This is a genomic window from Streptomyces griseoluteus (genome assembly GCF_004784465.1).
GTDB classification, from domain to species: Bacteria; Actinomycetota; Actinomycetes; order Streptomycetales; family Streptomycetaceae; genus Streptomyces; species Streptomyces griseoluteus.
Map to the genome: position 1 here is coordinate 323,456 of NZ_SRRU01000002.1, position 17,857 is coordinate 341,312.

16 protein-coding genes are annotated in these 17,857 nt (G+C 73.6%); 8 read left to right on the forward strand and 8 right to left on the reverse strand.

Features of this window, described 5'->3' with window-relative positions:
* Positions 1 to 17: 17 nt before the first annotated feature.
* Positions 18 to 782 carry a hypothetical protein gene (locus E5082_RS06925; protein ID WP_135790389.1) on the forward strand — a complete coding sequence of 255 codons (765 nt, stop codon included), beginning with the start codon at positions 18 to 20 and terminating at the stop codon, positions 780 to 782.
* Here the strand turns inward: E5082_RS06925 and E5082_RS32630 are convergent.
* The 3 genes from E5082_RS32630 to cobT all read right to left on the reverse strand — a co-directional run bounded on the left by E5082_RS32630 (position 722) and on the right by cobT (position 4,389).
* Positions 722 to 1,408: a hypothetical protein gene (locus E5082_RS32630; protein ID WP_190045178.1), complete on the reverse strand. Its 687-nt coding sequence runs from the start codon at positions 1,406 to 1,408 to the stop codon at positions 722 to 724. The two genes, E5082_RS06925 and E5082_RS32630, sit on opposite strands and share 61 nt — an antisense overlap.
* On the reverse strand, positions 1,405 to 3,222 hold the full coding sequence (locus tag E5082_RS06935) for a phosphatidylglycerol lysyltransferase domain-containing protein (protein ID WP_229918675.1): 1,818 nt from the start codon (positions 3,220 to 3,222) through the stop codon (positions 1,405 to 1,407). The genes E5082_RS32630 and E5082_RS06935 overlap by 4 nt, the downstream gene beginning before the upstream one ends.
* Positions 3,223 to 3,288: 66 nt before the next feature.
* A complete protein-coding gene (cobT, locus tag E5082_RS06940) occupies positions 3,289 to 4,389 on the reverse strand; it encodes a nicotinate-nucleotide--dimethylbenzimidazole phosphoribosyltransferase (protein ID WP_135790390.1) in 1,101 nt (366 codons plus the stop codon).
* A gap of 131 nt (positions 4,390 to 4,520) precedes the next feature.
* Here cobT and E5082_RS06945 point away from each other — a divergent pair, with 131 nt between their 5' ends.
* Positions 4,521 to 5,369 carry a class I SAM-dependent methyltransferase gene (locus E5082_RS06945; RefSeq protein WP_135790391.1) on the forward strand — a complete coding sequence of 283 codons (849 nt, stop codon included), beginning with the start codon at positions 4,521 to 4,523 and terminating at the stop codon, positions 5,367 to 5,369.
* Here E5082_RS06945 and E5082_RS06950 read toward each other — a convergent pair.
* Positions 5,366 to 6,565 carry a bifunctional adenosylcobinamide kinase/adenosylcobinamide-phosphate guanylyltransferase gene (locus E5082_RS06950; RefSeq protein ID WP_135790392.1) on the reverse strand — a complete coding sequence of 400 codons (1,200 nt, stop codon included), beginning with the start codon at positions 6,563 to 6,565 and terminating at the stop codon, positions 5,366 to 5,368. The genes E5082_RS06945 and E5082_RS06950 overlap by 4 nt on opposite strands.
* Before the next feature lie 133 nt (positions 6,566 to 6,698).
* Between E5082_RS06950 and E5082_RS06955 the strand changes: the two genes are divergently transcribed.
* Positions 6,699 to 6,911, forward strand: a complete 213-nt coding sequence (locus E5082_RS06955) for a hypothetical protein (RefSeq protein WP_135790393.1) — start codon at positions 6,699 to 6,701, stop codon at positions 6,909 to 6,911.
* 48 nt (positions 6,912 to 6,959) lie between these two features.
* On the opposite strand, the gene E5082_RS06960 is transcribed toward E5082_RS06955, so the two are convergent.
* The 3 genes from E5082_RS06960 to E5082_RS06970 form a co-directional block, all read right to left on the reverse strand.
* Positions 6,960 to 8,033, reverse strand: a complete 1,074-nt coding sequence (locus tag E5082_RS06960) for a S1C family serine protease (RefSeq protein ID WP_135790394.1) — start codon at positions 8,031 to 8,033, stop codon at positions 6,960 to 6,962.
* A 195-nt stretch (positions 8,034 to 8,228) separates the two neighbouring features.
* Positions 8,229 to 8,969 (reverse strand): class I SAM-dependent methyltransferase, encoded by a 741-nt coding sequence (locus tag E5082_RS06965; RefSeq protein WP_190045200.1) that lies wholly within the window; start codon positions 8,967 to 8,969, stop codon positions 8,229 to 8,231.
* A 71-nt stretch (positions 8,970 to 9,040) separates the two neighbouring features.
* Positions 9,041 to 9,637, reverse strand: a complete 597-nt coding sequence (locus E5082_RS06970; protein WP_086695042.1) for a DUF3043 domain-containing protein — start codon at positions 9,635 to 9,637, stop codon at positions 9,041 to 9,043.
* Positions 9,638 to 9,944: 307 nt separating this feature from the next.
* Here E5082_RS06970 and E5082_RS06975 point away from each other — a divergent pair, with 307 nt between their 5' ends.
* Both E5082_RS06975 and pspAA read left to right on the forward strand, forming a co-directional pair.
* Positions 9,945 to 10,742 (forward strand): PspA/IM30 family protein, encoded by a 798-nt coding sequence (locus E5082_RS06975; protein WP_135790395.1) that lies wholly within the window; start codon positions 9,945 to 9,947, stop codon positions 10,740 to 10,742.
* 33 nt (positions 10,743 to 10,775) lie between these two features.
* The gene (gene pspAA / locus E5082_RS06980) at positions 10,776 to 11,054 is read left to right on the forward strand and encodes a PspA-associated protein PspAA (RefSeq protein WP_086695040.1); all 279 of its coding nucleotides are present in this window, start codon (positions 10,776 to 10,778) and stop codon (positions 11,052 to 11,054) included.
* On the opposite strand, the gene E5082_RS06985 is transcribed toward pspAA, so the two are convergent.
* Positions 11,055 to 12,458 carry a DUF3616 domain-containing protein gene (locus E5082_RS06985; RefSeq protein WP_373309985.1) on the reverse strand — a complete coding sequence of 468 codons (1,404 nt, stop codon included), beginning with the start codon at positions 12,456 to 12,458 and terminating at the stop codon, positions 11,055 to 11,057. It lies immediately after the preceding gene.
* Positions 12,459 to 12,630: 172 nt separating this feature from the next.
* Between E5082_RS06985 and E5082_RS06990 the strand changes: the two genes are divergently transcribed.
* From E5082_RS06990 to E5082_RS07000, 3 genes are all read left to right on the forward strand, one after another.
* Positions 12,631 to 13,851 (forward strand): sensor histidine kinase, encoded by a 1,221-nt coding sequence (locus E5082_RS06990; protein ID WP_135790397.1) that lies wholly within the window; start codon positions 12,631 to 12,633, stop codon positions 13,849 to 13,851.
* A complete protein-coding gene (locus E5082_RS06995) occupies positions 13,848 to 14,525 on the forward strand; it encodes a response regulator (protein ID WP_135790398.1) in 678 nt (225 codons plus the stop codon). Before E5082_RS06990 ends, E5082_RS06995 begins: the two co-directional genes overlap by 4 nt.
* A gap of 156 nt (positions 14,526 to 14,681) precedes the next feature.
* Positions 14,682 to 17,792, forward strand: a complete 3,111-nt coding sequence (locus E5082_RS07000) for an efflux RND transporter permease subunit (protein WP_135790399.1) — start codon at positions 14,682 to 14,684, stop codon at positions 17,790 to 17,792.
* Positions 17,793 to 17,857: the final 65 nt, after the last annotated feature.

Here is a 17,857-nt window from a genome sequence, read left to right on the forward strand (position 1 = left end):
GGGGATAAAGTGCGCACATGGGGCACTGGTGGGAGCGGAACATCCTGGAACCGGGCAAGCTTCCGCTGCTGCTGGCCCTCTTCTCGTTCGTGCTCACCTTCGTCGTCACCCGGATCATCGTCCGGCTGATCCGCGCCGGGAAGGGGCCGTTCGGCAATGTCCGGGCGGGCGGGGTGCACATCCATCACGTGGTGCCCGGTGTGGTGCTGACCGTCGTCGGCGGCTTCGGCGCCGTCGCCAGCGACCGGCACGGGGCGGGCGGCGCGATCGCCGCGGTGGTCTTCGGGATCGGCGCCGGGCTGGTGCTGGACGAGTTCGCGCTGATCCTGCATCTGGACGACGTGTACTGGAGCGCGGAGGGGCGCAAGAGCGTCGAGGTCGTGGTCGTCACCGCCGCGCTGGTCGGGCTGCTGCTCGCCGGCTTCTCCCCCTTCGGGGTCAACGACCTCTCGCAGGACGAGCTGCAGGACCGGGGCGAGGTCATCGCCTTCGTCACCGCCAACTTCCTCGTCTCGCTCGTCGCGTTGAGCAAGGGCAAGGCCCGTACCGCCGTGTTCGGCGCGATCGTGCCGCTGCTGGCCCTGGCGGGCGCCATCCGGCTGGCCCGGCCGGCCTCGTTCTGGGCGCGGCGTTTCTACGGCCGGCGCCCGCGTGCCCGCGCCCGGTCCCTGCTGCGGGCCTACCGGCACGACCGGCGCTGGGCGGGGCCCCAGCGGGTGGTTCAGGACTGGATCGGCGGCAAGCCCGATCCGTCCCCGGCCCGGCTGCCCAGGGGCGACTGAAGCTCCGCCAGGCACAGGGCGCCCACGGCGAGCAGGGCCGCGAGATGCTCCTTGCCGGCCAGGTTGTCCTTGAGCAGCACCTCGATCACCATCGCCGCCGGTACCGCCACCGCCGTCACGCGGGCGTGGTGCCGTACGGCGACGTACACCGCGAGGCCCACCACGGCCGCCGACGGGCCGGTGTCCACCACGAGGGCGTCCGAGGCGGGCAGGCCGAAGGGGGCGTGCGGGCCGAGGGCGATGCCTGCACGGGCGTACAAGGTCCCGGCGAGCGTGGCGGTGTAGGCGATGAGCAGGGTGCGGCGGCGGCCCAGGGAGAGTTCCGCGATGCCGAACACGCAGAGCACCTGGGCCAGCGCGCCCCACACCGGCAGGTCCAGGGCGGGCACGAACAGCGAGAGCGGGGTGCGCAGCAGGGCCAGCCACAGCGGGTCGGCGGCCCGTACGGCGCCGGCCGTCTCCACCAGGGCGAAGCCCCAGGGCTGGTTCTGCACGAACTGGAGCAGCGCGGTCAGGCCCACCGCGCCGAGCGTCAGCGGCGCCCCGAGCAGCGGGCCGCGGGCGAGCAGCGCCGTCCGCAGGGCCGCGTACAGCGGGCCCCACTCGGCGCGCGCCCACGCTCTCACCGGTGGGTCTCCAGTTGTCTGCGGTGCAGCCACTTCGGCAGGCCCGGCGCCTCCAGGAATCCCTCCGCGCGGGCCGCCGCCAGGGCGATGCGGGGCAGGTCGGCGCTCTTCTCGAAGAGCAGGAAGCGCGGCTCCCAGATGGGCCGGTACTTGGCGTTGGCCCGGTACAGCGACTCGATCTGCCACCAGCGGGAGAAGAAGCTGAGCAGCGAGCGCCACAGCCGCAGCACCGGCCCCGCGCCGAGACGGGCGCCGCGCTCGAACACCGAGCGGAACACGGCGAAGTTCAGCGAGACCTGGGTGACCCCGATCTCCCGCGACCGGCGCAGGAGGTCGATCACCATGTACTCCATCAGCCCGTTGTCGCTGTCCCGGTCACGGCGCATCAGGTCCAGCGAGAGCCCGCCGGGACCCCAGGGCACGAACGACAGCAGGGCGCGCAGCCGGCCCCCGGCGTCGGTGCACTCCAGCATCACGCACCGGCCGTCCCCGGGGTCCGCGAGCCGGCCCAGCGCCATGCTGAAGCCTCGCTCGGTGGCGCCGTCCCGCCAGTCGTCGGCCCGCTCCACGAGACGGGCCATCTCGGCCGCCGGAATGTCCTCGTGCCGCCGCATCCGCACCTCGTACCCGGCCCGCCGCACCCGGTTGTACGCCTGCCGCACGGTGCGCATGGCGCGGCCCTCCAGGGTGAACTCGGCGACCTCCACGACGGCTTCGTCGCCGAGTTCGAGGGCGTCCAGGCCGTGCCGGGCGTAGACGGTCCCGGCCTCCTCGCTCGCGCCCATCACCGCGGGAATCCAGCCGTGGGCCCGCGCCTCGGCGAGCCAGGGCGCGATGGCGCCGGGCCATGCCTCGGGGTCGCCGAGCGGGTCCCCGGAGGCCAGGCTGACCCCGCCCACCACCCGGTAGGCGACGGCCGCCTTGCCGGTCGGGGACCACAGCACGCTCTTCTCCCGGCGCAGCGCGAAGTAGCCGAGGGAGTCGCGTTCGCCGTGCCGCTCCAGCAGCTCCCGCAGCCGCTTCTCGTCGTCCTCGGTGAGCGGGTCGACGGCGCGACGGGAGCGGAAGGCGGCGTACAGGACGGCGAGGAGGAGGGCGGTGCTGAGCACGTTGACGCTGACGTCGGCCCAGTTGGGCGGGTCGATGCCGGGGAAGCCGGACTCCTCGGTGGCCACCGACACCAGTCGCGCCGTGCCGTACTGCCAGCGCTCCCAGAACGTCGAACGGGCCGCGTCCGGCGCCTGGTTGGTGGCCGTCACCAGCAGGGCGGCGAGCAGCGAGGCCGCCGTACCGCCGCCGAGGGCCACGGCCGTGGCGAGGCGGGGATTGGCGCGGTCGCCCTTGGCGTAGAACTCCCGGCGGCCGAGCAGCAGGACGGCGACGAAGGCGGCCGTCAGTGCCAGGGAGACCCAGTTCTGCGGGGAGCGGCGGATCTCCGGGAAGGCCATGGCGACCGCGAACAGCGCCAGGAACGCCCCGCTGAGCACCAGGTTGAGAATCCACGCGGCCCGCTTGCGCCGCCGCATGGTGATGGCGAGGAACGCGGTGAACACGCCCGAGGCGAAACCGGCCGTCAGCAGATACGGCGTGAACAGGTTCTCCTGGTTGTGGCGGCGCACGTCCTGGCCCAGCGACACCCACACCGCGCTGAGGAAGTTGACGAACGCGACGGCCCGCAGGTACCAGACGGCACCGGCGGCGGCCCGGCGGGACGACACCCCGCCCGGCCGCCGTCCCGGCTGCTCGGTCCGCCGGTCCGGTTCCGTCCGTCGGTCCGGCTCGCACGACCGGTCGGCAACTCGGGCATCTCCCATGAGCGGGGATCATATGTCCGGATTTGCCGTGAACCGCGCTCATCGGCGTCGTGGGACGCGGCCGGGCTAGACGCTCTGCTCGGACTCCGCGGACTCCGGGTGCTCCTCGGTCTTCTCCGCCTCCGGCCGCTCCGGAAGCTCGGCGGCCAGCGCCGCGGCCGAGCGGACCAGGGGAAGGGCCAGCAGCGCGCCCGCGCCCTCGCCGACCCGTACGCCCTGGGTCAGCAGCGGCTCCAGCGCCATCCGGTCCAGCGCCTTCGCCTGGCCCGGCTCACCGCTGTCGTGGCCCGCGAGCCACCAGTCCGGCGCCCGGAACGCCACCCGCTGGCCCACCAGCGCGCAGGCCGCGGCCACCACGCCGTCCAGGATCACCGGCAGCTTGCGCACCGCACACTGGAGGAGGAACCCGGTCATCGCCGTCAGGTCGGCGCCGCCCACCGTCGCCAGCAGTTCGAGCTGGTCGCCGAGGACCGGACGGGCCCGGCGAAGCGCGTCCCGAACCGCCGCGCACTTGCGCATCCAGGCCAGGTCGTCGATGGCCTCGCCGCCGCGCCCGGTCACCACCGAGGCGTCCGTCCCGCACAGCGCGGCCACCAGCACCGCCGCCGCCGTCGTGCCGCCCACGCTCACATCGCCGAGCACCACCAGGTCCGTACCGGAGTCGGCCTCCTCGTCGGCCACCGCCATGCCCGCCCGGAAGGCCGCCTCGGCCTCCTCGGCGGTGAGCGCGTCCTCGACGTCGATCCGGCCGCTGCCGCGCCGCACCCGGTGCCGGGTCACCTCGGCGGGGAAGGCGTCCGGGTCGCAGTCCAGGGCCAGGTCGACCACCCGTACCGGCACGTCCAGCCGGCGGGCCAGCACCGCGGCCGGGCTCGCGCCCTCCAGCACCGCCCGGACCAGGGCGGCCGCGCCGCCCTCCGGGCGCCTGGAGACGCCGAGGGCGGCGATGCCGTGGTCACCGGCGAAGAGGACCAGCTTCGGGTGCTCGACGGGCCGTACCGGCACCGCGCCCTGCGCGGCCGCCAGCCACTCGCCCAGCTCGTCCAGCCGGCCCAGCGCGCCGGACGGTACGGCCAGGCGCTCCCGCCGCGCCTCGGCGTCCCGGCGCACGCCGCCGTCCGGGCGCTCGATCAGATCGGTGAAGTCGTCGAGTTGAAGGCTGTCCATTCGCGGAACAGTACCGCCCGCGCGCGAGGCGCCCCGCGCCACACCGCCACCACGCCCGGCGCACGTCATTGCACCCAAGATCGGCATCCCATACGTTCCGGTTTACCGCGAAATGCCGTACAGGAGCCGCCATGCCGTCCCCGCCCTCCGCCCCGCAGGTCAGCGACCGGTTCCCCGGCCCGCGCCGCGGGGACTGTCCCTGGTGCGGCTCGGCCCGCCTGCGCACCCGGCTGCGCGGACCCCGAGCCGTCGCCCTCGACGAGTGCGAGGCGTGCGCCCACGCCTTCCAGAACCCCCGGTCGCCCGCCGACGCCCCCTCGTCGCCCGGCCGCTCCCACCGCGCCACCGCCCGCGCCCTCGCCCTCGCGGGGCTGGCCGATCCCGAGAGCTGGCTCGACGTCGGGACCGGGCACGGCCACTTCCCCGAGGCCGCGCGGGAGTTCTTCCCGTACACCAGCTTCGACGGGCTCGACCCCACCGCGCGGGTCGAACGGGCGCTCGCCGAGGGCCGGGTCGAGGAGGCCCACCGGGGGCTGCTCACCACGCCCGGCGTCACCGACCGGCTGCGCGCCCGCTACGACGTGGTCAGCATGCTCCACCACCTGGCCCACGTCCCCGACCCCCGCGCCGAACTGCGCGCCGCGCTGGCCGTACTCCGCCCCGGCGGCCACCTCGTCGTCGAGGCCCCGGCCCCGGACAGCGCCTACGCCACCCTCCTGGGCTCCCTCTGGCCCCCGCACCGGCACGCCCACCTGCTCCCGCTGCCCAACCTGGAGGCCGAACTGCACGCCCTGGGCTGCACGGTCACCACCACGGCCCGCGTCCACCAGCCCCAGGACCTCACCACGGCCTTCCCCCGCCCCCTGCGCGCCCCCCTGAGGGCCGCCACCGCCCTGGACCACCTCCTGGGCCCCCTCACCCGCCGGACCCGCTTCGCCAACACCTACCGGGTCGTGGCCCGCAGACCAGGACGGTCCTAGCCCCGCAGCACCAGCGCCTGACCCGCCACCACAAGCACGACCTGCTCGCACTCCGAGGCGAACGCCGCGTTCAGGCGGCCCAGTTCGTCGCGGTAGCGGCGGCCGGAGGGGGTGGCCGGGACGATGCCGGAGCCGACCTCGTTGGAGACGGCGACGACCGTGCGCCGGGTCTCGCGGACCGCCCGGGTCAGTTCATGGACGCGGTCGCGCAGCGCCTTCTCGCCGCCGTCGGCCCACTGGGCGTCGTCCCAGGCGCCGACCGCGTCCATCACGTCGGTGAGCCAGAGGGAGAGGCAGTCGACGAGGAGGGGCGGACCGTCCTCGGCGAGGAGCGGGACCAGGTCCGTCGTCTCCGCCGTACGCCAGGAGCCGGGACGGCGTTCGCGGTGCGCGGCGACCCGGTCCGCCCACTCGCGGTCCCCGGCGTGGGTGCCGCCGGTCGCCGCGTAGACCACGTCCGGGAAGGACTCCAGACGCCGTTCCGCCTCCACCGACTTGCCCGAGCGGGCGCCGCCCAGCACCAGCGTCCGGCGCGGCACGTCCGGGACCTCGTCGTACGCGCCCACCGCCAGCGTCAGCCCGTCCGGCACCGTCCGCGCCCCGGCCGCCGCCAGCCGCCGGGGCAACTCCGTCGCCTGCGGCACGTCGTGGTCCAGGTGGACCGCGACGACATCGGTCGCCGGACCCACTCCGCCGGCCGCCCGCAGCCGGGCCAGCGCGTCCGGGCGCCCCACGATGTCGGCCAGCACCATGTGGTACGGCTCCGCCACCCGCTCCAGGCCCGCCGGGGAGCCGCCCGGCGGGAGGTACAGCAGCTTCAGCCCGTCCGGCCCGGTCACCTCGTACCCCGTACCGCCCGCGTCCATCGCCAGGGCCCGGACCCGATGCCCCGTCAGCAGGGTCAGATCGCGGCCGTCCGGCACCCGGACCGGCTGGGGGAGTCCGGCGGGGACCTCCACGGCGGGCCCGTCGTGCGGGTGGGAGAGGAGCACCTGGCGGACCCGGCCCAGCGAGTGCCCGGCGCGGGCCGCGGCGAAGGCGGCGCCCGGTGTCAGGTCCAGCAGCAGGGCCCCGTCCACCAGCAGCGCGGTGGCCGCCCGCGCGTCCGGGCCGAGCGCGCTCGCGCACACGGCACAGGGGCAGTCGGGGCGGGGCAGTCCCGAGGGGGCACCGGTGCCGAGCAGAGTGACGTCCACGGAACCGATTTTCGCCTGTCCCGGCGGACGCCGCGCACCGGGCCACCTGAGCGGACGATGATCCACGATGTCCTGTGGGCGGCGCCGCGGACCGCATACCCTGCCCGCAGGAGTCGGATCGAAGGAGGCCCGCATGACAGCTTGGACGTGGCGGTTCGAGAAGGCCGACGGGACGGAGGTCCCGCCCGCCGTGGAGCCCGAGGAGTTCACCACGCAGGGCGACGCCGAGTCCTGGGTCGGCGAGAACTGGAAGGCGCTGCTCGAGGGCGGTGCGGACCAGGTGCGCCTCTTCGAGGAGGGCACCGAGATCTACGGGCCGATGAGCCTCGACGCCGAAGCGGTGTAGCCCCGGTCCAGCGGGGGCGGGACCACTCCCGCTCCCGTCGGGGTGCCCTCACTGTTCCCCGAGCGTCACCTCGGCCCTGTGCCGGGAGTCCGAGCGCTCGTAGGTGACCGTGACCTTCTCGCCGGGCTTCTTCCCCGCCAGCACCGCGGCGAGTTCCGTGGCGGTGTCGACCGGGCTGTCGCCCAGCCGGGTGATCACATCGCCCGCCTCGAGTCCCGCCTTCGCCGCGGGGCCGCCCCGCTGCACCGTGACCACCGCCGCTCCGGCGGGCCGGTAGCCCTCGTCCACCACCGTGCGGACCGTGACGCCCAGCGCGGCCCGGCCCGAGTCGGTGACCTTGCCGGTGGCGATGATCTGCCCGGCGACCGTACGCACCATGGACGCCGGGATGGCGAAGCCGATTCCCGGCGCCGCGCCGCCCTGCATTCCGGGGTCGGTCGCGCCCAGCGTCGGGATGCCGATGACCTGGCTGTTCAGGTTCACCAGGGCGCCCCCGCTGTTGCCCGGATTGATCGCGGCCGAGGTCTGCACCATGTTGGGGATCGTGGCGCCCGGACTCCCGTCGCCGCCCGGCTCGCTGACGGTCCGCCCGGTGGCCGAGACGATGCCCTGGGTCACGCTGGAGGCCAGCCCGAGGGGGGAGCCCATGGCGAGCACGATCTGGCCGACCTCCACCTTGTCCGAGTCGCCGAACACCGCCGGGTGCAGGCCCGCCGGGGCCTTGTCCAGCTTGATCACCGCGAGGTCCTGCTCGGGATAGGAGTAGACCAAGGTCGCCGTCAGCGGGTCCTCGCTGCGGGCCGTGGTCACCCGGAAGGTCTTCTCCGAGCCGATCACGTGCGCGTTGGTGACGATGTGGCCCTTGTCGCCGTATATCACGCCCGAACCGAGAGACGGGCCCGCCTGGATCTGCACGACCGAGCGCAGGACGTCCTTGATGACCTTCTGGTACTGGTCCTGGAGGTCGTCCGCCGCCATCGGCAGCGCCGCCTGGGCGGTCGGCGGCCCGTCCTTCCGGGCCTTGGCCGCCGGGCTGGAGCAGCCGCCCCCGAGGACGGCGGCGCACACCAGCACGACGGCCACGGCACCCCTGCGCCCGGCCCGGATACGGGAAGCGTCCATGGACGAGTCTCCCCACGGGTCACAGACAGGGGCCCGCCGGATACGGCCGAACGGGACGGGGGCCTTCTGACAATTCCTGTCTGCCGCGCGACACCGTGCACGCTCCCCCAAGCTCTCGGCTCCGCTCGAGCAGGGGGTACCCCCACTCGCCGCGCGGCCGCCCTTCGGGCGACGACGCGAATCGTCAGACAGGACCTAGCCCCGCACCCCGCACAGATGCAGCAGTTCCGCGATCCCCCGGTACGGGTCCGTGCGGCACGCGCGTTCCTCGACGGCGAGGAGGGCCTCCAGGTCGTCGGGGGAGACGGGGGCGGAGGGGACACGGCCGGCGAAGACCTGGACGCCGTACCAGGCGTGCAGCGGGGCGGCGATGCCGTGCAGGGTGGCCGTCAGGGCGGAGAGGCGGTCGGCGCGGCCCTCGGGGGCGGGCGCCGGCGGGCTGTCGCCGTCGGCCTCGGTGCGGGAACGGGGGAGCAGGGCGGCGCTGTCCAGCGCGGCCAGTGCACCGGCCCAGTCGCCGGCGAGACCGGGCCCCATGGCGAGGGCGTCGCCGTTGCGCACCAGCAGGGACAGCAGCCCGCCGGGCGCCAGCATCCGGGCCAGCCCGGCCACCAGCGCGTCGGGCTCCTCGACATGCATCAGCACCCCGTGGCACAGCACCACGTCGAAGCTGCCCGGCAGGAAGTGCACCCCGGTGTCCCGGCCGTCGCCCTGCACCAGCCGGACCCGCTCGCGGATGCCGTCCGGCTCACCGGTCAGCGCCGCGCGCGCGGCCGCGACCAGCTCCGGGTCGCGCTCGACCCCGGTGACCAGGTGGCCGAGCCGGGCCAGGCGCAGCGCCTGCGCGCCCCGGCCCATGCCCACGTCGAGCACCCGCAGCCGCCGCCCGACGGAGAAGGCGCGGGCGAGCTGCTCGTCCAGCTGCCGGGTGACCAGGCGCTCCCGGATCAGCTCGCCCGGCGTGTGCGGCCCCGTGAGGGCCGCCGTGCCGGGAGCGGCGTCTGCGCTCAGGGCCGCTCTCCGCGCTTGACCTGCGGCTTGGGCAGCCGCAGCCGGCGCATCTGCAGGGAGCGCATCAGGCCGTACATGACCGCGCCCCGGCGGTTGACGTCCGGGAACTTCTCGCCGAGCCGCTTGTTCAGCCGGTAGCCGCTGAAGGCGGAGTCGACGACGATCAGCACGATCACGATCAGCCACAGCAGCAGCGCGATGCTCTGGATCGAGGGCACCCGCACCACGCTGAGGACCAGGATCACGATGGCCAGCGGCAGGAAGAACTCCGCCACGTTGATCCGCGAGTCGACCCAGTCACGGGCGAACTTGCGCACCGGCCCCTTGTCCCGGGCGGGCAGGTACCGCTCGTCGCCCCCGGCGAGCGCGCGGCGCTGCCGGTCCAGGGCCTGACGGCGGTCCTCGCGCTGCCGCTTCGCGGCGTCCTTGCGGGACACGGGCGTACTGGCGACACTGCGGCGCTGGGTCTGGGCCTCACTGCGCTTCGGCGTGGGCCGACCCTTGGGGGCCTGCGGGTCGCGGGGCTGCATGGAGCCGGTCACCTGCGCCTTGTCGGCGGGTGCCTTCTCTTCCTTCGCACGGCTACGGAACACAAAACCCAAGGGTACGGGCATCACCGGCATGGACCCCAGTCCCTCGGGGAACGATCCGGCAACGCCGGACGTCTATCGGGGTACAGAGGGGACGTCCTGGACGCTTCCCGGGCGAGTCGTACACCCCGCGGGGCGTCACCCCCGGGGATCACCTACTCCTCACGCCGGAGTGGCCGGGCCGGGGCTCGTTCTCGGGGAGGAGCGCATCGCTCCCCGAACGGTGCGGTAATGGTGGCAGGGCCCGTACTGTGGGTTCTGTCGCAGGATCGGTGAGCTGGAGTCCGTCAGAAGGGGGCGCGCGAAGCCCATGAGCGGTGTCATGAAGCGTATGGGGATGATCTTCCGCGCGAAGGCGAACAAGGCCCTTGACCGGGCCGAGGACCCGCGCGAGACCCTCGACTACTCGTACCAGAAGCAGCTGGAGCTGCTCCAGAAGGTGCGGCGCGGGGTCGCCGACGTGGCGACCTCCCGCAAGCGCCTGGAGCTCCAGCTCAACCAGTTGCAGCAGCAGTCCGGGAAGCTGGAGGACCAGGGCCGCAAGGCCCTCGCGCTCGGCCGGGAGGACCTCGCCCGCGAGGCGCTGTCCCGCCGCTCCGCCCTCCAGCAGCAGGTCACGGACCTGGAAACGCAGCACGCCACCCTCCAGGGCGAGGAGGAGAAGCTGACCCTCGCGGCCCAGCGCCTCCAGGCCAAGGTGGACGCCTTCCGTACGAAGAAGGAGACCATCAAGGCCACCTACACCGCGGCCCAGGCGCAGACCCGCATCGGGGAGGCGTTCTCCGGCATCTCCGAGGAGATGGGCGACGTGGGCATGGCGATCCAGCGGGCCGAGGACAAGACGGCCCAGCTCCAGGCGCGGGCCGGCGCGATCGACGAGCTGCTCGCCTCCGGCGCGCTGGACGACCAGTCCGGCATGGCCAAGGACGACATCCAGGCCGAGCTGGACCGCCTCTCCGGCGGTTCGGACGTCGAGCTGGAGCTCCAGCGGATGAAGGCCGAGCTGGCCGGCGGCTCCTCCGGCCGGCAGCAGGCCATCGAGGGCGGCACGGGCGGTCAGCAGGCTCAGCAGCAGCCGCAGGACACCCCCCGCTTCGACAAGCAGTAGCCCGCCGCCGGGACCCGCGCCGAGGAGGCCGTAGTGATCGTACGGATCATGGGTGAGGGCCAGGTGAGGCTGGACGACTCCCGCTTCCCTGAGCTGAACAAGCTGGACGACGAACTGCTCGCCGAGGTCGAGGGCGGTGACGAGGAGGGCTTCCGGCGCACCCTGCACGCCCTGCTGGAAGCCGTCCGGAAGCTGGGCACCCCGCTTCCGGACGACTCCCTGGAGCCCTCCGAGCTGATCCTGCCCGCCCCGGACGCCACCGTGGCGGAGGTCCGGGAGATGCTCAGCGACGACGGGCTGATCCCCGGCTGATCAGCCCAGCGTGAAGAAGGTGGAGCGGGACTTCTGCCACTCCGGGTGGGCGAGGTCCTTGGCCTGGGTGCCGTCGCCGTAGAGGTCGGCGCTGCCGTCGTCGGTGATGAGCTGGACCCGGCCGCCGGACACGTCCAGGTCGGGCACCGACACCACGGACTCCCAGCCGCCCGCGTCCGCCGTGGGCAGGTCCAGCACCTTCACCGGCTGGTGCCCGGCCACCCCGTCCCAGCGGTACAGGGCGTAGGGCGCGCTGTTGTCCTCGGCCGCCCAGGACCCGGCGACGATCAGGTACTGCCCCTTGTCGTTCCGGCGCAGGTCACGCACCGAAAGACCGCCGAGGTCCAGCTCGACCGGGGTGCCGAAGGCCGCCTTCGCGCCGCGGGCAACCTGGTCCATGTCGGTCACCGGCACGAGCAGCGCCTTCCCGCCCTCGCTTGGCGGCACCAGCGGGGCGCGGAAGCCGACGTAGGCGGTGGTGGTGGAGCCGGGCGCGAACTCCAGGCCCTCCACGTTGAAGCCGTCCACCTGCTTCGGGGTCTGGCCGTCGGCGGTGGCGGCCGCGAAGCCGTACCGGTCCCCGTTCGCCTTGTCCCAGGCCACCAGGTCGTCCCGCAGCCTGTGCCCGGCGGTGCCGAAGGCCACCGAGGTCGCGGCGCCGGAGCCGGAGAGGGTGGTGGTGAAGACCGTGTTCCGGTCCGCCTTGTACTCACCGTCCTTGTTGTTGCCGAGCGAGCCGGTCCAGTACACGGTGTTCCCCACGCGGGCCGCGCCCTCGATGTCGACCTCCTTGGAGGCGCCCAGCGCGGAGGACAGGCTCCAGCTCCTCACCGGCGCGCCCGAGGCCGAGCCGTCGTACAGGCGCAGGGTGTTGTCCTCGTCGTTGGCCACCAGGACGTAGCCGCCCCCCGCGTCCACGGCGGCGGAGGCGTCCGAGGCGCCGGTGAGGTAGCGGGCGTCGGCCGCGTGCCGGACGGCGGGGGAGGCCGCGTAGTGCAGGGTCGTGGTGGCGGACTTGCCGTCGGTGCCGGTCACCTTGAGCGTGAGGTCGGCGTACCCCCGGGCGCGGGCGGTCACCGCGACCGTACGGCTGCCGCCGGTGCCGGTGACCCGGACGTCCCCGGTGCCCGCCACCGTGCTCCGGCTGCTGGTGGACGGCGTCACCGTCAGCCCCGAGGCGTCCGCGCCGCTCTGCGCCACGGTCACCGTGACCACGGGGTCGCCACTCGCGCCGACGGCGCCGGACAGGTAGGCGGCCGAGAGCCTGATCGTCGGGGTGCCGGTGGACGCCGCGTGCACCGTGGCGGCCGGGCCGAGAACCGCCAGCAGGGCCACGGCGGTGGCGGTGGGGAGGAGACGGGAGGCGGGAGGGCGCACGGTCACTGCCTTTCGACGACGACGCATCCGGTCCGGGCGGCCCGCATGCCGACGAGAAGGCTCGGGCCGCCCGGCCAACGGCGGGCGTCCGCCACGGGTATCCCCGGCGAACACCGCCCGACACCTGACGTCCTGTTCCCCGGCCCGTCCCGGTCGTCCCTATACCCGGACTTTCCCGGCGACCCGTACTGTTCACCGGGTGAGCACTCTCCGACGCGCCCGGTGCCAGTTCAAGGCGCACCCCCTCACACTCGACGCGGTCATCGCGGCGGCCGTGCTGCTGTGCATGATCAGCAGCGCCTTCGCCGCACCGGACGGCGACCACGGCGTGGACTGGGGCGCCCGGCCGCCCAATGCGCTGAGCCTGCTGCTGATGGTCCTGGCCGCCGCCGCCCTCGTGCTGCGCCGCCGCTCCGCGCTCGCCGTACTGGCCGCCACCGGCACCTTCGCGCTGATCGAGTGCGTAACCGGTGATCCCCGCGCCCCCGTGGCGATGACCACCGTCATCGCCCTGTACACCGTCGCCTCCACCACCGACCGGGCCACCACCTGGCGGGTCGGCCTGCTCACCATGACCGTGCTGACGGCCGCCGCCATGCTCGCCGGGCCACTGCCCTGGTACGCGCAGGAGAACGTCGCCCTCGTCGCCTGGACCGGCATCGGCGCCACCGCGGGCGACGCCGTCCGCAGCCACCGTGCCTTCGTCCAGGCCATCCGGGAGCGCGCCGAACGCGCCGAGCGCACCCGTGAGGAGGAGGCCCGGCGCCGGGTCGCCGAGGAACGGCTGCGCATCGCCCGCGAACTGCACGACGTGGTCGCCCACCACATCGCCCTGGTCAACGTGCAGGCAGGCGTCGTCGCTCACGTCATGGACCGGCGTCCCGACCAGGCCAAGGAGGCCCTCGCGCACGTCCGCGAGGCCAGCCGCTCCGCGCTGGACGAACTGCGCGCCACGGTCGGCCTGCTCCGCCAGTCCGACGACCCCGCCGCGCCCACCGAGCCCGCCTCCGGCCTCGGCCGCCTCGACGAACTCGCCGGCACCTTCCGCAACGCCGGACTCCCCGTCCAGGTGGCCCGCGCCGACCAGGGCACCGAACTCCCGGCCGCCGTCGACCTGGCCGCCTACCGGATCGTCCAGGAAGCCCTCACCAACGCCCAGAAGCACGCCGGGACCGGCGCCAAGGCCGAGGTCAGCGTCGTACGGGTCGGGCCGAACATCGAGGTCAGCGTGCTGGACGACGGCGCCGGGGCCACCGGGGCGACCGGCACCGGCGGCGGGCACGGGCTGCTCGGCATGCGCGAGCGGGTCACCGCGCTCGGCGGCACCCTCACCACCGGCCCCCGGTACGGCGGCGGCTTCCGCGTCCATGCCATCCTGCCCGTCCAGACCCGCGCCGGAGCCGAGAGGAAGCCCGTATGACCATCCGCGTCCTGCTCGCCGACGACCAGGCGCTGCTGCGCAGCGCGTTCCGGGTGCTGGTGGACTCCGAGCCCGGCATGGCCGTGGTGGGCGAGGCGTCCGACGGCGCCGAGGCGGTCCGGCTGGCCAAGGAGTGCGCCGCGGACGTCGTCCTGATGGACATCCGGATGCCCGGCACCGACGGCCTCGCCGCCACCCGCATGATCGGCGCCGACCCGGCCCTGGCCCACGTCCGCGTGGTCATCCTGACCACCTTCGAGGTCGACGACTACGTGGTACGGGCGCTGCGCGCGGGCGCCTCCGGATTCCTCGGCAAGGGCAGCGAGCCGGAGGAGCTGCTGACCGCGATCCGGCTCGCCGCGAGCGGGGAGGCGCTGCTGTCCCCGGCCGCCACCAAGGGCCTGATCGCCCGCTTCCTCGCCCAGTCCGACGCCCCGGCCCCCGACCCGGCCCGGCTGGCCAGACTCGACGCGCTCACCGTCCGGGAGCGCGAGGTGCTCGTGCTGGTGGCCGGCGGCCACTCCAACGACGAGATCGCCGAGCGGCTGGAGGTCAGCCCGCTCACCGTGAAGACACACGTCAACCGGGCCATGGCCAAGCTGGGTGCCCGCGACCGGGCCCAGCTCGTCGTCACCGCCTACGAGTCCGGGCTGGTCCGCCCGAGGTCGGACTGAGCTCCGGCCGGCCTACTGCGCGGGGAGTACCGGCCCGCCCCGGAAATGGACCTGGGGGCTACGGGTCGGCCCCCGAGGATGGACCAGGGTGTGGGGTGGGCGCACAGACGCGTCCCGCCGCAGCTTCTGCCGCTCACAGAAGAGAGACCCTGTCCCATGTCCTGGCTGTCCCGGTTCAGCCTCGCGCAACGGGCCCTCATCGGCCTGATGTCGCTCATCGCGCTGGTCTTCGGACTCATCGCGATACCCCAGATCAAACAGCAACTGCTGCCCACCATCGACCTGCCCATGGTCTCGGTGATCGCCCCCTACCAGGGCGCCTCGCCCGACGTGGTGGAGAAGCAGGTCGTCGAGCCCATCGAGGACAGCCTCCAGGGCGTCGACGGCGTCACGTCCGTCACCTCCACCGCCAGCGAGGGCAACGCCGTGATCATGGCGTCCTTCGACTACGGCAACGACACCAAGCGGCTCGTCACCGACGTCCAGCAGGCCGTCAACCGGGCCCGCGCCCAGCTCCCGGACACCGTCGACCCCCAGGTCGTCTCCGGCTCCACCGACGACATGCCGACCGTGGTGCTCGCCGCGTCCTCCGGCACCGACCAGCAGGCGCTCGCCGACAAGCTGGACCGTACGGTCGTCCCGGCGCTGAAGGACATCGACGGTGTCGGGCGGGTCCAGGTCACCGGGGTGCGCGACCTCCAGGTCGCCGTCACCCCTGACGACGCCAAGCTCGCCAAGGCGGGTCTCAGCCCGGCCGCGCTCATCCCGGCGCTCCAGGCGGGCGGCGCGTCCGTCCCGGCGGGCTCCTTCGACGAGAACGGTGCCAACCGCACCGTTCAGGTCGGCGGCGGCTTCACCTCGCTGGACCAGATCAAGGACCTGCGCGTGGCGGGCCAGGGCGGCAAGCCCGTACGCCTCGCCGACGTGGCGACCGTCGCGGAGCGGCCGGCCCCGGCCGACTCGCTGACCCGTACGGACGGCAAGCCCAGCCTCGCCGTCAACGTCACCATGGACCACGACGGCAGCGCGGTCGCCATCTCCGACGCCGTCGAGGACCAGCTGCCGAAGCTCCGGGCCGACCTCGGCAAGGACGCCAGGCTCACGGTCGTCAGCGACCAGGGGCCCGAGGTGTCCAAGGCCATCGACGGCCTGACCACCGAGGGCGCGCTCGGCCTGCTGTTCGCCGTGCTGATCATCCTGGTCTTCCTGGCCTCGGTCCGCTCCACGCTGGTCACCGCGGTCTCCATCCCGCTCTCCGTGGTGCTGGCGCTGCTGGTGCTGTGGACGCGCGGTCTCTCGCTGAACATGCTCACCCTGGGCGCGCTGACCATCGCCATCGGCCGGGTCGTGGACGACTCGATCGTCGTGCTGGAGAACATCAAGCGGCACCTCGGCTACGGCGAGGAGCGCAGGGAGGCCATCCTCGGCGCCGTCCGCGAGGTCGCCGGCGCGGTCACCTCCTCCACCCTCACCACGGTGGCCGTCTTCCTGCCGATCGGCCTGGTCGGCGGCATGGTGGGCGCCCTGTTCGGCTCGTTCAGCATCACCGTGACGGCCGCCCTGCTGGCCTCGCTGCTGGTGTCGCTGACCGTGGTGCCGGTGCTGTCGTACTGGTTCCTGCGCGCCCCCAAGGGCACCCCCGAGGACGCCGAGGAGGCCCGCCGCCGGGCCGAGGAGAAGGAGGCCGACAGCCGCCTCCAGCGCCTCTACGTCCCCGTGCTGCGGTTCGCCACCCGGCGCCGGCTGGTCAGTCTGCTGATCGCGGTCGTCGTGCTGTTCGGCACCTTCGGCATGGCCGGGCTGCTGAAGACCAACTTCTTCGACCAGGGCGAGCAGCAGGTGCTCACCGTCAGGCAGAAGCTGAAGCCCGGCACCAGCCTCGCCGCGACCGACGCGCAGGCCAAGCGGGTGGAGAAGCTGCTCGGCGGGATCGACGGCATCAAGGACTACCAGGTCACCGTCGGCTCCTCCGGCTTCATGGCCGCCTTCGGCGGCGGCACCGACACCAACCAGGCGTCGTACCAGATCATGCTGAAGGACTCCGGCTCCGCCGCCGACGTGCAGCGGAAGCTGGAGGACGGGCTGAAGAAGCTGGACGGCGCGGGCACCACCACCGTCTCGGCGGGCGCGGCCTTCGGCAACCAGGACCTCAGCGTCGTGGTCAAGGCCGCCGACCCCGCGACCCTGCGCACGGCGGCCGAGAAGGTGCGCTCCACCGTGGCCGGCCTGGACGACGTCACCGACGTCACCAGTGACCTCGCGCAGAGCGTGCCGCGCATCTCGGTGCGCGCCAACGCCAAGGCGGCCGCGGCCGGGCTCGACCAGCAGAAGCTCGGCGCGGCGGTCGCGCAGTCGGTGCGCGGTGTCCCGGCGGGCAAGGCCGTCCTGGACGACACCGAGCGTGACATCGTCGTACGGTCCGCCCGCCCGGCCGCCACGCTGGCCCAGTTGAAGGGCCTGCGGCTCGGTGCGGTGAAGCTCGGTGACATCGCCACCGTGAAGCTGGTCGACGGGCCGGTGTCCATGACCCGGATCGACGGTCAGCGCGCGGCGACCGTCACGGCCAAGCCGACCGGGGACAACACCGGCGCGGTCAGCGCCCAGCTCCAGTCGAAGATCAAGGCCCTGAAGCTCCCGGCGGGCGCCACGGCCGAGATCGGCGGGGTCTCCTCCGACCAGGACGACGCCTTCAAGAACCTCGGTCTGGCCATGCTGGCGGCCATCGCCATCGTGTTCATGCTGCTGGTGGCGACGTTCCGCTCGCTGGTCCAGCCGCTGATCCTGCTGGTCTCCATCCCGTTCGCGGCGACCGGAGCGATCGGCCTGCTCATCCTCACCGGCACCCCGATGGGCGTTCCGGCGATGATCGGCATGCTGATGCTCATCGGCATCGTGGTGACCAACGCGATCGTGCTGATCGACCTGATCAACCAGTACCGCTCGCAGGGGTACGGGGTCGTCGAGGCCGTCGTGGAAGGCGGCCGCCACCGGCTCCGCCCGATCCTCATGACCGCTCTGGCGACGATCTTCGCCCTCCTCCCGATGGCGCTCGGCGTCACCGGCGAGGGCGGCTTCATCGCCCAGCCGCTGGCGGTCGTGGTGATCGGCGGCCTGATCACCTCCACCCTCCTGACCCTCCTCCTCGTCCCGACGCTCTACGCGATGGTGGAGCTGCGAAAGGAACGCCGAGCGGCGAAGAAGGCGGCGAAGCGGGCCCCGGAGACCGAGCCGGACAGCTCGGACGAGCCGGAGACGGCCGGAGTCTGACCGGCACCACACAGGCGAAAGGCCCGTCGGACACCTTGTGGGTGTCCGACGGGCCTTTCGTCGTA

Coding starts and splice junctions, on each gene's coding strand:
- E5082_RS06925 (WP_135790389.1), top strand. CDS start 18: ATGGGGCACTGGTGGGAGCGGAACATCCTGGAACCGGGCAAGCTTCCG.
- E5082_RS06935 (WP_229918675.1), bottom strand. CDS start 3,222: ATGGGAGATGCCCGAGTTGCCGACCGGTCGTGCGAGCCGGACCGACGG.
- cobT (WP_135790390.1), bottom strand. CDS start 4,389: ATGGACAGCCTTCAACTCGACGACTTCACCGATCTGATCGAGCGCCCG.
- E5082_RS06945 (WP_135790391.1), top strand. CDS start 4,521: ATGCCGTCCCCGCCCTCCGCCCCGCAGGTCAGCGACCGGTTCCCCGGC.
- E5082_RS06955 (WP_135790393.1), top strand. CDS start 6,699: ATGACAGCTTGGACGTGGCGGTTCGAGAAGGCCGACGGGACGGAGGTC.
- E5082_RS06960 (WP_135790394.1), bottom strand. CDS start 8,033: ATGGACGCTTCCCGTATCCGGGCCGGGCGCAGGGGTGCCGTGGCCGTC.
- E5082_RS06975 (WP_135790395.1), top strand. CDS start 9,945: ATGAGCGGTGTCATGAAGCGTATGGGGATGATCTTCCGCGCGAAGGCG.
- E5082_RS06985 (WP_373309985.1), bottom strand. CDS start 12,458: ATGCGTCGTCGTCGAAAGGCAGTGACCGTGCGCCCTCCCGCCTCCCGT.
- E5082_RS06995 (WP_135790398.1), top strand. CDS start 13,848: ATGACCATCCGCGTCCTGCTCGCCGACGACCAGGCGCTGCTGCGCAGC.
- E5082_RS07000 (WP_135790399.1), top strand. CDS start 14,682: ATGTCCTGGCTGTCCCGGTTCAGCCTCGCGCAACGGGCCCTCATCGGC.